A 14300-nucleotide genomic window follows, 5' to 3' on the forward strand; every position below is an offset into this window, starting at 1 on the left:
TTTCGGAGGGGCAGGAATGCGATTCAAGGATCGGTGCGTGGTGGTGATGGGCGGCAGCCGCGGTATCGGGCGGGCGATCGCGCTCGGCTTCGCCGCGGAAGGCGCCGAGGTCGCGATCTGCGCGCGCGGCGCCGAGGCGCTGGAAGACGCGCGGCGCGATATCGCCGCCCACGGCCATGCCGCCTTCGCCGCGCCGTGCGACCTCGCCGATGCCGGCCAGATCGACCGTTTCATCCCGGAAGCCGCCGGTGCGCTCGGCGGGATCGACGTTCTGGTCAACAACGCCTCGGGTTTCGGCATGACCGACGACGAGGCGGGTTGGGCGGCATCGTTCAACATCGACATCATGGCGATCGTCCGCGCCAGCCACGCGGCGCTGCCCTTCCTCGAAGCCGACGAGGGCGGATCGATCGTCAATATCGCCTCGATCTCCGGCCTGCGCGCATCGAACCGCAGCGCGCCCTATGCGGCGGCGAAAGCGGCGGTGATCAACTACACCGCGACCCAGGCGCGCATGTTTGCGCGGCAGCGCATCCGGGTCAACGCGATCTCGCCCGGCGCGATCGAATTTCCTGGCGGCGTGTGGGACAGGCGCAAGCACGACAGCCCGAAACTCTATGAAACCACTCTGGCCTCGATTCCGTTCGGCCGGTTCGGCACCGCCGAGGAGGTCGCCGAGGTCGCGCTGTTCCTCGCCTCGCCGGCCGCGCGCTGGGTGACCGGCCAGAACATCGCGGTCGATGGCGGACAATTACTGGGCGGATATGCCTGACCGGATCGGCGTCGCCCTTTCGGGCTCGGGGTTGTTGCTCGGCGTGCATATTGGCGCGCTCAAGGCGGTCGAGCAGGCGGGCTTCATTGTCGCCGAAATCGCCGGCACCAGCGGCGGGGCGGTGATTGCCGCGAGCTATGCCGCCGGGCTCGATATCGCGGCGATGGAAAAACTCTATCTCGAGGCCGATTTCCACAAGCTGGTGCCGATGCGGTTCTATGCGATCGCGATGATCAGGCTGCTGCTCACCAAGGGGCTGGTCAGTCCCGCGCCGCTCGAAGCCTGGCTGCGCGGTCATCTCGGCACGACCACTTTTCACGCGACGCGGATGCCCTGCACCATCGTCGCGTCCAACGTCACCGCCGAAGCGAGCGAACTCTGGAGCACGACGGTCACGCCATTTGCGCCGCTCTGGCAGGCGGTGCTCGCCTCCGCCGCGTTTCCCCTGGTGTTTCCGCCGGTCCGGCTCCATGGCGCGCTGCTGCAGGATGGCGGGCTGTATGACGATATCCCGGTCGATCTGCTCACCGAATCGAAGCGCCTCGCAGTCATGGTCGGCGGCAAGCCACGCCCGCTGAACGGCACGCCGGGACTGCTCGGCCTGCTGTTGCGCGACATCGAAACTTTGTTCCTCGCCAACAACGCCCATGTGCTCGCGGGCGCCGAGCGCTCGGGCGCCGTGGTCGCCTATGCCGAATGCGCGGATATCCCGATTTTCGACACCGGAATCACCGTCGCGACCCGCCAACACCTGATCGAGGCGGGATTCGCCGCCACCGCCGAGGCGCTCAAAGTCTGGAGCGTACCGTCCGCATGAAGTCCCGTTGCTGATCCGCGGTATCGACCGGAAACCGCACCCAGCCGGCGCCGCTGCGCAAATCCGCGAACATCCCCACCGGGTCTTCATGAAAATGCAGGAACGCCTGCGATTTATAATAGAACACGCCGCCTATACCTCGGCCGCCGGCCCATTACGGCATCTAGAGCAATATGGCTTTAAGCGGAATCGCGAAGCGATCCGCAAAGCCATGAAATTGCTCGCCCAAACAAAGAATAGAGCGTGATCGACTTAAAGTCATCACGCTCTCACGGAACGCAAGAAGAACATCAATAATTGAACTGATAGGTCAGCCCGACGCTCTCTCCGTTGCTGGTGCCCGAGCCGCCGCCGCTGCCCACCTCGGTTTTCAGTTTCAACCCTTTATAGAGGTTGACTTCGACTTTCGCCTTGGACCCCTGCCCGCTCGCCGATTGTTCGGCACCGACATAGACGCCGGGTGCCACATATCGTCCGGCATTGACGGTCGGCGCGTTGCTGCCGTTCGATCCGCCGCCGATCGACAATTCGTCCAGCCCCAGCGCCTTGCGCACCCCGCCGAGCGGACCACCACCGCCGCCGATGCCCGCGAGCTGGGCGAGCGACGCGGCCAGCGACGCCGCCTGGAACGCCGACAGACTCTGGGTTCCGGTGCCGTAGAGCAGATGCGCCAATACCTCGTCGGATGGCAATGTCGGGCTGCTGGACAGGCCGATCTTCGGGGCATTCGGCGTCCCGGTGACGGCAAGAGTCGAGGTCGTACCGTCAACCGCGGTGTTGGTCGCCTCGAGATCGAGCGCGGGCATCAACCCGCCGCCGTTGAAATTGATCGTGCCCTTGGTGAATTTCAGGTTCTTGCCGCCCAGATTGAAATGCCCCCGGATCAGGTGGAACCCGCCAGAGGGAATCGGGTTCGCTGTCGTGCCGGCGAGATGCAGCGAACCGCCGAGATTGGCGAAAATTCCGTCGCCGCGAATGAACACCTGATTCTTGGCGATGACGGTGAGATCGAGCCCGATCGGCGGCGCCGGGGTGGGTGGTGGCAGCGGTTTCGTGCCCGGACGGATGATGTTCAGCTTGGCGACCGAGGGCGGCAGGCCGTGCGGCACGTGAATGTCGGCTGTCCCAATATCGATCGTGCCGCCGAGTTTCATGCCGGTCTTCGCCGCTCCGGTAATTTGCACGCCGCCGCCGAGGGTTTCGGTGACGATGTCGCTCGAAATCGGGCTCGCATGGTCGAACGCAATGCTGATGTCGATCGGCATCGGCGGCGCCAGCCCGATCGTGCCGTGTCCGGCGATGGTGCCGCGCCCCGCCGTGGCGGACAGGCGATCGAGCGTGATTTGCCTGCCGGCTCCGGTGACGAGCGCGCCGATTTTGGTGAGATCAAGGCCCGAGGTCACGTTCTCGACGCTGCCACCGGCCAGCGTAACCTGCCCGCTCGCTTGCGGCGAGGCCGCGGTGCCGCGCACATGCAAATCGGGCGATAGCGTGCCGGTCACGCGGGTTCCCTGCGCCTCGGTGATCGGATCGATCAGGCGCAGATCGATCCGGCCGGTGACGGCGAGATCGATCGGTCCAATCCTGGTCAGCGGGATGATGCCGTCCGCATGAAGATCGGCTCGTTTGCCGACGGCAAGATGAACGGTGCCGCGCGTCGACTGGCCGAGCAGCGTTTCATGCGCGGTGAGGCTGGCCGGCGGCAGCGATGCGGTGGGCCCGGACAGCAGCTTCATGCCTGTGGCGTTCAGGTCGATCGTGCCGCGCGGTGCGCTTGGGGTGCCGGAGAGCCTGGCATCGGCATTCACCATGCCGCGCGCGTCGAGCTTCGGATCGACGGCGTGAACCAGACTCGCCGACACATGGGCGAGCCGCAGAGTCAGCGCCATCGGGCCGGTCGCCGAAAGCGGCGCGGTGCCGTTAACATCGAGTTTTGCGGTACCGAGCGACGCCGCGATGGTGCCGCGCATCGCGCGGCCGAGCAGGGTCTCGCGCGCGGTGATATCCGCGGGCGGCAGGCCCGAGCCTGGACCACTCGCCACACCCAGCCCGCGCACATCGAGCGTGACGGTGCCGGTGGGCGCCGCCAGCGCGCCGGTGACATGCGCGGTCGCATTGATCAGGCCACGCGCGGCGAGTTTCGGATCGGCGGCACGGGCGATACCGGCGGGCAGATTGGCGATATTCGCCGTGAGGTCGAGCGTCGGACGGATCGTGCCGTTGGCGGTGATCCGCGCATTGCCACCCAGCCCGCCGAGGCCGAGCGAAAGATGCTTCACCGCGAGGCCGGGTTTCGCGATGATCGTCGCGGGGCCGAGCAGCCGCGCGGTGACGCCGCGCGCCGAGGCCGTCAATGTGGCGAGATGGAGGATGCGGTCCTTGCCGTCGACATTGCCCGCAAGCTTCAGCCGTGCCGGCTTGCCCGCGAGATTGACGAAATCACCCTGTGCGTTGACGGCGAGAGCCGTCTCGGTGCCTCTGGCTGTCAGTTTCAACGATCCGGCAGCCGAGGGTGCGCGCAGCCCCGTGATGGTCGCGGTCGCGTCGATCGCGGGGTTCGTGCTGACATGATCGAGGCTGGCATCGACCAGCGCCTTGGCGACCGCGATCGAGCGTCCTTCCCGAATCCCGGCAGCCTTCAGTTTCAGCGTGGCCGGCCGGCCCTTCCGGTGCACGAAATCCGCCTTGATCGAACCCGCGACGGCGATGTTCAATAATTTGCCGAGATCGATGAGCCGCGTCACCGCGATGTGCAGCGAACCATCCGGCAATTTCGCACCTGGCGCATGGGTGATCGTGCCGTGGCCGGAGAGAGATTTCCAGGACAGCGTGTGCAGCGCGAGACGCATCGCGCCCCGCGCATCGCGGGCGAAATCGGCATCGATCGCGAGCGGTGCGCCATCCAGCGTGCCGCTGCCCTTCACCGTGCCGGATGGCGTTTTCGGCAGATGCGCCATCGCGATCGCAACATGGAACGGGCCCGAGTTCAGCCCTTTGGCGGTCACCACGCCGTCGATGACAGTCTTCAGCGACAGATCGGTTCGCGGGCCGCTGATTGTCACAGCCTCGCCGACATGGCCGGTGAGTTGCGGGTCGATCAGCGCGATATCCGGTTCGTTCAGCGCGCCGTGCAAGGCGATGGACGTTTTGGCGAGCGATCCCGCGAGTTTCGCGGTGACGGCGGCGGTATCGAGCGCCAGCGCGTGGATCGTGGTCGTGCCGTTATCGAGCGTGATGTCGCCGGTCAGGGTCGCGCGCCTGCCCACCAGCGACGGAATCGGTTTCGTGCCGCTGGTGATTTCCACGGCGTCGTTCAGATGAAGATCGGTGGTGCTGTCATGGTTTTTGGCGACCAGATGCAGGACGTTGCGGCCGGCGAGTTGGCGATGGCCGAGCGCCGCATAGGGCGCGATTTCCGGGATGGTCAGGGTGACATCCGCGCCGGGTGCGGCACGAGAGAGATCGACCGTGCCGGTGGCGTTCGCGCGCAGCGCGCCGAGTGCGGCGGCAAGGTTCAGCGCGGCGTCATGGCGCGGCCCCTTCAGCGTTGCCGTGACATCGAGCGGGCCGCGCAGGTTTTTCTGTTTCGCGATGCCGGCAATGCTCTCGCTCATCCCGCCGGCGGCTTCGCGCAAATCGATGTTCGCATCGACATTGTGCCGGTCGATCGTGGCGTCGATCCGATAGCGTCCTGGCTGATCCAGCGATGTCGCGTCCAGCGCGACGGCGACATGGGTGAGCGAGGTCGCAACCGCGTGGCCGGCAATGCGCAGAGCGATCGGCTGTCCCGCCACGGCCTTGCTCACGGCGAGCCGACCGATCGCGATATGGTCGATCCGCGCCGAGCGGATCGGCAGGCCGAACGGTTTCGATGGTTTCTTGGGCTTTTTCAGCGGCGGCGCGGGCAGTCTTCGGAAATCGACCGTCCGGGCGGTCAGGTCGCGCACGTCGAGCGCGCGATGAATCAAGGCCAGGGGCGACCAGCGCAGCACCGCATCGTCGATCGTCAGATAGACGCCCTCGCGGTCGGCGATGGCGATTCGTCGTGCCGCGATATCGTTGGGGAAATGGCCGGACAGCCGGGTGATTTCGACTTCGCCGCCAGTGAACGAGCCGATCTTGCGCGCGGCGAAATCGCGCCCCGCGCCGGTGTTGAGGACAATATCCAGCGCGATCACCGCAACGATCGGCACCGCGAACAGGATCGCTACGATGATGCCGATAATCTTAAAGGTGCGCCGCATCAGAAAGCCTGTCCCAGCCCGATATAGACCGCGACCGACGCGCCGCCGGGCGGGCGATTCATCGGAAATCCGACATCGATGCGGATCGGGCCGATGCCAGTGTAATAGAGAAACCCCAAACCGGCACCCACGCGCAGCGTGCCGCTGAACGGCTTGCCGTTGGCGGAAACCTGCCCGGCATCGACGAAGGGGGCAATGCCGAAATGCTTGCCGATGCGCTGGCGGAATTCGGTTTCCACCGCGTCGATCGCGGTGCCGCCCTCGGGAATCCCGTCGAAGAACAACGGGCCGACGGTCTGATAGGTGAAGCCGCGCACCGTGCCGGTGCCCCCGGCATAGAAACGCTGATCCGGCGGGATCTGGAATTGCGACGCGCCGAAAATCCGCCCGATCAGTCCTCGCAGCGCGAGCACGCCGCGCCCCGGCGCTTCAAGATCGATGTAGGTGTTGCCGATCGCTTCGGCGATGATGAAGGTCGAGGAGCCGGCGCCGAGAGCCAGGGTGGGCGTCACGTGAAGCGAGAGCTTCATGCCCTTGGTGGGATTCAGCAGCGAATTCGTTGTGTCGTAGCGCAGGGTCAGCGGAACCTGGCCGAGCCGGTAGGTGCGGTCGACGCCTTCCTGGCTGACTTTTTCGAAAATGAAGCCGGCGCCGTAGACGAAGGCGAGATGCTTGCCCAGCGGCCGGGAAATCTCGGCATTGCCGAGAAACGCGGTGCGGCTATAGGCCGGCAGATATTCCTTCAGTGCCTCGACCGTCGCGGTGATCGATTGACCCGGAGTCAGAAAATCCGGCACGCGATACACCGCCTTGGCGTTATAGCCGGGGCGGATCACGTAAGTGTGCTTGCCGAAACTCCTGGTCTGGCTCCGGCCGCTGCCGGCAAGCCCGGTCGCGCCGAGCGACAGCGTCAGCCGCTGCGCCTCGCCGAACAGGTTGCGATCCATCCAGGATAGATCGGCGTCGATGCCGAGATCGGTCGAATAGGCGGCGCCGATCGAAACCGCGTGCAGTTTCTGCTCATGAACCAGAAATGTCACCGGAACTTGGCCGGGCGGGTCCGGCGCGGGTCCGGTGTGGGTTGCGACCGAGGAGAACACGCCGAGCCCGAGCAGGCTGTCGCGCGCGTTGTTCAATGCCGTCTCGCTATAGGGCTGACCCGGACGCAACGCGACGTGACGCGCCATGAACCGCCCGTTCATGTGCTGCATCCCGGTGTAGGTGATGGCGCCGATCGCGACGCGCTGCCCCATGGCGACCGGATAATGCACCGCGAGCGTGTGGTGCGCGGTATCGGCGATCGCGACCGGCTCGCTCACTTTCGCGAAAGCATAGCCGCTGTTTCTGAGTTCGATTTCGAGCTTGGCCGCCGCCGCGAGAACGGGCGCGGCCTTGGCCGGGTCTCCCGGCTTGATGTCGATGGCTTGGGCCGCCGCCGGATCGGTCAGTCCCGGCGTCTCGATCGAGCCGATATGGTAGAGCGGTCCTTTATGGATGGTGACGATAACGTCCGCCGGCGGGGATGCCGGCGCCCGGCGCAGCAGGCGCGGCAACGCGGAATCGGTCAGTCCATGGCCGTCGATGGTGATGGCCGCGGTTCCCGAATCATAGCCCTCGCTTTCCAGTACGATGACGAATTTCGCCTGGTCGGCGCGTGCGCGGCCGATCAGCGCGAACGGCCCGATCGGAAGCTTCTTGCGCAGCCGTTCGAGCCCCGATGTTTGTTTGATCAGCTTGTCGAGCGTCTTGTCGCCCGAGGGCACGAACGTCACACGATAGGGCTGTGGATCGGCCGCGCGGGCCGGGCCGGCAAAGGCAACGGCAACGATGACCGTCCCTAACGCTCCCAGCACGCGCGATTTGCGGCCCGCCGATCCCTCCATCATCCCGACATGGGGCAGAAACGGCAATCGGGCCACGCCGAAGCCGGAACAACACGCTCACGATTTCGTGAGAATCAGGATTTACCCCGCTTTTTCGCGGGTTTCGCGGCTTCGGCATGGAAACCCAGCGCCGCGAATCCGGCTTTCATGTGGGCGGGCAGATCGGCCTCGACGGTGAGCGTCCCGCCGCGCGGATGCGGCAGCACGAGGCGCCGTGCGTGCAGATGGAGCCGGCGCGCGAAGCCTTCGGCATAGGCGCGATCCTCGCCATAGGGCGCGTCACCCAGAATCGGCGTGCCGAGCGCCGCGCAATGGGCGCGCAACTGGTGGGTCCGCCCGGTCAGCGGCTGGAGTTCCAGCCAGGAGAATTTGCGGCCAGCATGATCGATGGTGCGATACTCGGTGATCGCCCGCGCCGCACCCTCGGCATCGCGCTCGACCGACTTGGTCCGCGCCCCCTGCGAACCGCCGATGCGGGCGAGCGGCAGGTCGATCTGGCCCTCCAGCGGCACCGGCAGGCCGACGACGATCGCCCAGTAAGTCTTTTCCATGTCCCGCCCGCGAAACGAAGCGGCGAGCCTGCCCGCGGCGAAGGCGTTGCGCGCGAGCACCAGAACGCCGGAGGTGTCGCGGTCGAGCCGGTGGACCAGGCGGGGGCGCTCGTCGGCCTCGAAGCGCAGCGCGTCGAGCATGCCGTCGAGATGCTTCGCGATGCCCTTGCCGCCCTGGGTGGCGAGCCCGGCTTGCTTGTCGATCACCAGCACATCGGCGTCGCGATAGAGAATGCGCGCGGTCAGTTCCTTGACCTCGTAGTCATCGACCTTGACGGTCTGGCGCGGCTTGGGGATGGCGGGATCGGGCAGTGGCGGGATGCGCACCGTTTGCCCGGCGGCGAGCCGCTTGGAGGCCTCGACGCGCTTGCCATCGACCCTGACCTGCCCGGTGCGGCAAAGTTTCTCGATCGCCCCCTGGGTCAGGCCGGGATGATGACGGCGCAGGAACCGATCGAGCCGCGTCTCGGCCTGATCGGCTTCGACGGTCGCGGTCGAGGCACCCTGGCGCGCTCCTCGCACGACGCTCATCGTCGTTGCTCGCGCAGTTTCGCCCAATGGTCGAGCCGGCGCTTCACCTCCGCCTCCTGGCCGCGTCCGGCCGGGTTGTAGAAATTCTCGCGCGCCATGCCGTCCGGGAAGTAGTTCTGGCCGGAAAACGCGTCCTCGGTGTCGTGGTCATAGGCGTAGCCGGCGCCATAGCCGAGGTCCTTCATCAGTTTGGTCGGCGCGTTCAGGATATGGGCGGGCGGTGCGAGGCTGCCGGTGGTTTGCGCGGCGCGCTTCGCCGCGCCGAACGCACGATAGGCGGCGTTGGATTTCGGCGCGCTCGCCAGATACAGCACAAGCTGCGCGATGGCGAGTTCGCCTTCCGGGCTGCCGAGCCGCTCATAGGCTTCCCACGCGGCAATGGATTGGGTGAGCGCCTGTGGATCGGCGAGGCCGATATCCTCAACGGCGAAGCGGGTCAGGCGGCGGGCGATATAGCGCGGCTCCTCGCCGCCTGTCAGCATCCGCGCCAGCCAGTAGAGCGCCGCGTCCGGGTCCGAGCCGCGCATCGATTTATGCAGCGCGGAAATCAGGTTGTAATGCTCCTCGCGGTCGCGATCGTAGAGGGCGGCGCGCCGGGCGACGAGGCCGGCGAGTGCCAGTTCGTCGAGCGGGGAATCCGGTGCAGCGGCGAAGACCTGCTCGGCCATGTTCAGCGCGGCGCGGCCATCGCCATCCGCCATGGCGCGCAAGCTGGCGCGCGCGGCGCCGGTCAGCGCGAGAGGAAGGTGCATCGCGTCCTCGGCGCGGGTGAGCAAAAGTTCGAGGGCGTCGTCGTCGAGACGGCGCAGCACGAGCACCTGACAGCGCGACAGCAAGGCAGCATTCAGCTCGAAGGACGGGTTTTCGGTGGTCGCTCCGACCAGGGTAATCGTGCCGTCTTCAACTACGGGCAGAAATCCGTCCTGCTGGGCGCGGTTGAAGCGATGGATTTCATCGACGAACAGCAGGGTGCGCGCCCCGGTGCGGCGGCGGCGCGCGGCCTCCTCGAACACCCGCTTGAGATCGGCCACGCCGGAAAACACCGCCGAAATCTGCGTAAAGATCAACCCGGCGCGATCCGCGAGCAGCCGGGCGATGGTGGTTTTGCCGACACCGGGCGGACCCCACAGGATCAGCGAAGCGAGGCTGCCGCGCGCCAGCATGCGCGTGAGGCTGCCTTTGATGCCGACCAGATGATCCTGCCCGACCACGTCCGCGAGTTCGCGCGGCCGCAGTCTTTCCGCGAGCGGCACCGGACCGCTCGGGGCGGATCGGGATTCGGTTTCGCCGAACAGGTCTTCGGTTGCGGATGGGTTGCGCGCCATGGTGGAGATATAGGTCAATTGCGCCGATAGAGCACGCGCAGGGCGACGAACCAGTCATACCGCTTATCGACGATGGCACCGTCCATGTGCTGAAGCGTGCCGCGCGGTGTGGTCGGCACATGGGTCAGCGCCACCATATCATCGACATTGCCGCCGATCACCGACAGCATTTCCGGCTGTTCATCGACGACGATGGCGCAATGCGACGGAAAGAAGCCCTTGCTCGGCAGATCACGATAGCGCATCGACGCTGCCCAGTCACGCCCTGCGCAGATCAGATCGCCCGGAACCGGCGCATAGGTTTTCGGATTTTCCGCGACCATGAGTGGATCGGCCACGCCGCCATGCGCGGCACGCCAGGCATAGTCGATATAATGCGCGTGGTCGGGCGCATAGGGAAAGTTGGGCCCGGCGCCGGCCATACGCATGACATAGGAGATGAACGCGGCCGACCAGGCGAAATCTCCATCGTCCTGGGGCGGGAATTTCCGTCCTTGCGCGTCATGCTTGCCGGTCCAGCGATCGTAGTCGTGGCCGGCATTCATGCCGATCCACCAATACAGCCCGACTTCCTGCCAGAATCCGTTATCGCGTTCGGCCTTCGCCCGTGCGTCGGCGGGATGATAGGCGGAAGGCGACGTATCGACGATCTTGCCGCCCCAGTAACGCCATTCGCCGAGGGCGATATCGATAGCGGCGGTGCGCGAGAACGCCTCATAGGGCTGGTTGGCGAATTGCGGCGCGTGGGCGGTCGGCCGCACCGCACAGCCGGCGAGCGCGGCCGACAGGACAAGCGGGCCTACCATCCCGCTGATGCTTAGGAACTTCGGAACCACCACACTAGCCGGCGCAAGATCAGGCGGCGCGGCGCTGCGCGTGCTCCGGGAACATCGCGGCCAGCGCATGCGCGTTTGCCGCACAGATGCCGCGCTCGGTGATCAGGCCGGAGACGAGGCGCGCCGGCGTGACATCGAAGGCCGGGTTCGCGGCATTGCTGTCCTTCGGCACGACCCGCACCGTGGCGATGCTGCCGTCGAGCGCCCGGCCGGTGACGGTGGTGACTTCGGTTGCCGCGCGCTCCTCGATCGGAATGTCCGAGAGCCCGTCGGCGATCGCCCAGTCGATGGTGGAGGACGGAAGTGCCACATAGAAGGGCACGCCGTTGTCACGCGCGGCGAGCGCCTTGAGATAGGTGCCGATCTTGTTGGCGACGTCGCCCGCGCTGGTCACCCGGTCGGTGCCGACAATCGCCATATCCACCGCACCGCGCTGCATCAGATGGCCGCCGGCATTGTCGGCGATCACCGTGTGCGCGACGCCATGCTTGCCGAGTTCCCAGGCGGTAAGCGAGGCGCCCTGGTTGCGCGGGCGGGTTTCATCGACGAAGACGTGGACATCGATGCCGGCATCATGCGCCATATAGATAGGGGCGAGCGCCGTGCCCCAATCGACCGTCGCGATCCAGCCAGCATTGCAATGGGTGAGGATGTTGACCCGGCGCCCTGCGCGCGCGCGGGTTTCGATCAGTTTCAGCCCGTGCCTGCCGATCGCGCGGTTGGTCGCGACATCCTCGTCGCAGATCGCGGCGGCTTCGCCGTAGGCGGCTTCCGCGCGTTCGGCCTTCGGGTGATCGTGCAGCACCGACTGCATGCGCGCGAGCGCCCAGCGCAGATTGATTGCGGTGGGGCGCGTCGCGGCAAGTGTCTCGATCGCGGCGTCGAGCGATGCGTCGGACGGATCGGCGCGCATCGCGAGCGCCACACCATAGGCGGCGGTGGCGCCGATCAGCGGCGCGCCGCGCACCAGCATCGCGCTGATCGCGTGCGCGACCTGATCGAGCGTGGTGAAGCGCGGCATCTCGATCGCCCAGGGCAATTTCGTCTGATCGATGATCCGCACCGACCAGCGATCGGTCTCATCGATCCAGATGGAGCGGAATGCTGTGCCGTCGATCTTCATGGCAACTCTCGCAATTGTGGCAGAGGGAGATCAGATACGCCGATGCAGCGCGCAGACCAAGGTGAAGATGCGGCGTGCGGTGTCGAAATCAAGCAGCACCTTGCCCTTGAGCCGCGCCATGACGATTTCCGCGCCTTCGTTGTGCAGGCCGCGCCTGCCCATGTCGATCGCCTGGATGCGTGATTCTCGGCCTTCGGCCACCGCCGAAGCGTAGCTGTCGAGCAGCATCCGATAGTCGCGGATCATCGTGCGGAAAGGTCCGGGCGCCAGAACGATCACCTGCAATGTTTCGTCCGCCTCGGTGCGGATGTCGAACACCAGCCTGCCATCCTGCACCGACAGATGCAGGACGGTCGCGCGATCGGGGTGCGCCACGAGAGCGAAGCGATTATCGGCGGTCAGATCGGCGATCGCCTGGTTGCGGTCCGCCTCCAGCGTCGCCGGAATTCCGCCATGCGCGTCGTCGTCGAGCACGACGCGGATCAGCCGTCCGGCGATCTTCGCGTCGCGGTCAGTCATGATCGGCCGCAGTCGGCTTTGCCGCCGGAGCATCCCGGCGCAGCAGGTTGACCTTCAGCATCACGGCGAGCGTCGCTCCCTTGACCGGCCTCAGCAGGACGAGCTCAAGAACGATGGTGAGCGGGACGAAAATCACCAGCGACGTGATGTAGGTCATGGAACCGCCGGCATCGCTCAGCACGATGATGAGCACGACGACATGCAGAGCCAGCAGCAGCGTGATGTAGGGCGGCGCATCGTCGCAGGGCACGCGCCCGAGCGGTGCCGCGCAATGCGGACAGGCGGGCGTGACCTTCAGATATCCCTGAAACGCCGGAGCTTCACCGCAAGCCGGACAGCGCATGGCAAGGCCGCGCCGAAGCGATTCGACCCAGCCCGGCATCGCGACGACCGGTGCGGGTTTTGCGCGATTGGGTGTCCATTCGGTCGGCATATCGTCGGACAGGGTCTGGATTCCTTCTGGCAAAGCCATGAGAGATGCTTATGAAAATCCATGTTCTTCCCGATCCGGCCCGCGTGCAAGTGCCGAGGCGGGCCGGCCGCTCCGAGTGCGATGCAGCGTTCGGCGCAAGTCGATGCCAAACGCGGAAAAACAGAAACTCTCCAGGCTTATGCTTGATTATTTCCGATTTATCGGATCGCCGCATCGACGATCCAGCGGCATCCATGTGCCAAGACCGTGGTGCGCCGTCGTAACGCGCGAATGACAGTGACAAAAAAAATCGCCTGGAGGCGCAAAAACATGCTGCTTTTTGTTGACATCGTCCGATCAGACGTTGAATAGCGATTCTTGCGTGCGTCGCACGATTCGCGTCGCAACCTTGTCAAGTCTGATTTGGTCAAGTCGAGTATCGCACGCGAAAGGGAAGGACGGTCGATGACCGTGGACAAGTCATCACCAGACGACGGCGGCAAAGCCGGAGCGCTGGTATGAAAACAAACAGCCGGGTAGGCATTGCGCGCACGGATATCCGGGCGCGGTCTTCTCGTTCCACCCCCTGGCCGAACGGTCGCCGTTGCGATGCGACAAGTCGCCAGAGCCAAAACGCTGAATGCATCTTGTCAGGAATTATCGTCCGCATCCCCCATAACCCCGAGCGAAGGAGCATCCTCGTGACGACTGAAACCGAAAGGCGCGCGCAGCCGCTGGCAATGCGCGCCAGCACAAAGACCACAGCGGCCAAACCCAAGAGCGCGGCAGCGAAGGCCAAAACCGCGAAGCCGAAGGCCTCGGCGGCGAAGACCACCGCGGCCAAGACAGCGGCGAAAAAGCCGGCGGCCAAAACCGCGGCGAAAGCCGGAACAAAAACTGTCGCGAAGAAGCCGGCCGCCAAGGCCGCGCCGAAGCGCGCGACGACGGCCCGCAAGACCGCAACCGCGAAGGCCACCGCCGCGCGGAAGCCGGCGGCAAAACCCGCCGCCAAACGGACCGCCGCGACGACGCGGAAGGCCGCGAGCAGCAAGACCGCCGCCCGCAAACCCGCCCCGCGCAAAACCACGGCGCGCGCGGCGGCAACGCCGCGCAAGGCGACGCGCAGCGCCGCCGCTCCGAAAAAGCCGGCAACCCGGCGCCCCCGTAAAACGACTGAGACCGCCGGCTCATCGATGACCGACAGCCAGACGTCCGGCTCCGGCTCGTCGAGCTGATCCCGGTTCGACCGGCACGAGAACACCGGCCATCATCGATGGCCGGTGTTTT

At 65.9% G+C, this 14300-nt stretch carries 12 protein-coding genes; 4 read left to right on the forward strand and 8 right to left on the reverse strand.

What is annotated here, in order from left to right; genetic code table 11:
* Window positions 1-16: 16 nt before the first annotated feature.
* From AiwAL_RS01620 to AiwAL_RS01630, 3 genes are read left to right on the forward strand one after another with little or no spacing between them, the layout of a single operon-like run.
* Entirely contained in the window at window positions 17-772 is a 756-nt protein-coding gene (locus AiwAL_RS01620; RefSeq protein ID WP_235703462.1) for an SDR family NAD(P)-dependent oxidoreductase, read from the forward strand.
* Window positions 741-1589 carry a patatin-like phospholipase family protein gene (locus AiwAL_RS01625; protein WP_235703463.1) on the forward strand — a complete coding sequence of 283 codons (849 nt, stop codon included), beginning with the start codon at window positions 741-743 and terminating at the stop codon, window positions 1587-1589. The genes AiwAL_RS01620 and AiwAL_RS01625 overlap by 32 nt, the downstream gene beginning before the upstream one ends.
* Window positions 1590-1596: 7 nt before the next feature.
* The gene (locus tag AiwAL_RS01630) at window positions 1597-1836 is read left to right on the forward strand and encodes a hypothetical protein (protein WP_235703464.1); all 240 of its coding nucleotides are present in this window, start codon (window positions 1597-1599) and stop codon (window positions 1834-1836) included.
* A gap of 43 nt (window positions 1837-1879) precedes the next feature.
* Here AiwAL_RS01630 and AiwAL_RS01635 read toward each other — a convergent pair whose 3' ends face one another.
* Genes AiwAL_RS01635 through AiwAL_RS01670 form a run of 8 tightly spaced genes read right to left on the reverse strand, consistent with a single transcriptional unit; the run spans window position 1880 to window position 13073 of the window.
* Entirely contained in the window at window positions 1880-5833 is a 3954-nt protein-coding gene (locus tag AiwAL_RS01635; protein WP_262311975.1) for a translocation/assembly module TamB domain-containing protein, read from the reverse strand.
* Complete coding sequence (locus AiwAL_RS01640; protein ID WP_262311976.1) at window positions 5833-7752, reverse strand: autotransporter assembly complex family protein; 1920 nt, start codon at window positions 7750-7752, stop codon at window positions 5833-5835. The genes AiwAL_RS01635 and AiwAL_RS01640 overlap by 1 nt, the downstream gene beginning before the upstream one ends.
* Window positions 7753-7790: 38 nt before the next feature.
* Complete coding sequence (locus AiwAL_RS01645; protein WP_235703467.1) at window positions 7791-8798, reverse strand: RluA family pseudouridine synthase; 1008 nt, start codon at window positions 8796-8798, stop codon at window positions 7791-7793.
* Window positions 8795-10123 (reverse strand): replication-associated recombination protein A, encoded by a 1329-nt coding sequence (locus AiwAL_RS01650; protein WP_235703526.1) that lies wholly within the window; start codon window positions 10121-10123, stop codon window positions 8795-8797. The genes AiwAL_RS01645 and AiwAL_RS01650 overlap by 4 nt, the downstream gene beginning before the upstream one ends.
* A gap of 14 nt (window positions 10124-10137) precedes the next feature.
* Window positions 10138-10929 carry a DUF2272 domain-containing protein gene (locus AiwAL_RS01655; RefSeq protein WP_235703468.1) on the reverse strand — a complete coding sequence of 264 codons (792 nt, stop codon included), beginning with the start codon at window positions 10927-10929 and terminating at the stop codon, window positions 10138-10140.
* A 49-nt stretch (window positions 10930-10978) separates the two neighbouring features.
* On the reverse strand, window positions 10979-12082 hold the full coding sequence (gene mtnA / locus AiwAL_RS01660) for an S-methyl-5-thioribose-1-phosphate isomerase (RefSeq protein WP_235703469.1): 1104 nt from the start codon (window positions 12080-12082) through the stop codon (window positions 10979-10981).
* Between the two features lie 30 nt (window positions 12083-12112).
* Window positions 12113-12601: a UPF0262 family protein gene (locus AiwAL_RS01665; RefSeq protein WP_235703470.1), complete on the reverse strand. Its 489-nt coding sequence runs from the start codon at window positions 12599-12601 to the stop codon at window positions 12113-12115.
* Window positions 12594-13073, reverse strand: coding sequence for a DUF983 domain-containing protein (locus tag AiwAL_RS01670; RefSeq protein WP_235703471.1), 480 nt, complete (start codon window positions 13071-13073; stop codon window positions 12594-12596). The genes AiwAL_RS01665 and AiwAL_RS01670 overlap by 8 nt, the downstream gene beginning before the upstream one ends.
* 641 nt (window positions 13074-13714) lie before the next feature.
* Between AiwAL_RS01670 and AiwAL_RS01675 the strand changes: the two genes are divergently transcribed.
* Window positions 13715-14248, forward strand: a complete 534-nt coding sequence (locus AiwAL_RS01675) for a hypothetical protein (RefSeq protein WP_235703472.1) — start codon at window positions 13715-13717, stop codon at window positions 14246-14248.
* The last annotated feature ends 52 nt before the right edge of the window (window positions 14249-14300 follow it).

Source organism: Acidiphilium sp. AL (genome assembly GCF_025499445.1).
GTDB classification, from domain to species: domain Bacteria; phylum Pseudomonadota; class Alphaproteobacteria; order Acetobacterales; family Acetobacteraceae; genus Acidiphilium; species Acidiphilium iwatense.

What these genes read in the sequence shown, in the direction of transcription:
- mtnA (WP_235703469.1), bottom strand. Translation starts at nt 12,082, where the DNA reads ATGAAGATCGACGGCACAGCATTCCGCTCCATCTGGATCGATGAGACC.
- AiwAL_RS01645 (WP_235703467.1), bottom strand. Translation starts at nt 8,798, where the DNA reads ATGAGCGTCGTGCGAGGAGCGCGCCAGGGTGCCTCGACCGCGACCGTC.
- AiwAL_RS01620 (WP_235703462.1), top strand. Translation starts at nt 17, where the DNA reads ATGCGATTCAAGGATCGGTGCGTGGTGGTGATGGGCGGCAGCCGCGGT.
- AiwAL_RS01625 (WP_235703463.1), top strand. Translation starts at nt 741, where the DNA reads ATGGCGGACAATTACTGGGCGGATATGCCTGACCGGATCGGCGTCGCC.
- AiwAL_RS01665 (WP_235703470.1), bottom strand. Translation starts at nt 12,601, where the DNA reads ATGACTGACCGCGACGCGAAGATCGCCGGACGGCTGATCCGCGTCGTG.
- AiwAL_RS01650 (WP_235703526.1), bottom strand. Translation starts at nt 10,123, where the DNA reads ATGGCGCGCAACCCATCCGCAACCGAAGACCTGTTCGGCGAAACCGAA.
- AiwAL_RS01655 (WP_235703468.1), bottom strand. Translation starts at nt 10,929, where the DNA reads ATGGTAGGCCCGCTTGTCCTGTCGGCCGCGCTCGCCGGCTGTGCGGTG.
- AiwAL_RS01635 (WP_262311975.1), bottom strand. Translation starts at nt 5,833, where the DNA reads ATGCGGCGCACCTTTAAGATTATCGGCATCATCGTAGCGATCCTGTTC.
- AiwAL_RS01670 (WP_235703471.1), bottom strand. Translation starts at nt 13,073, where the DNA reads ATGGCTTTGCCAGAAGGAATCCAGACCCTGTCCGACGATATGCCGACC.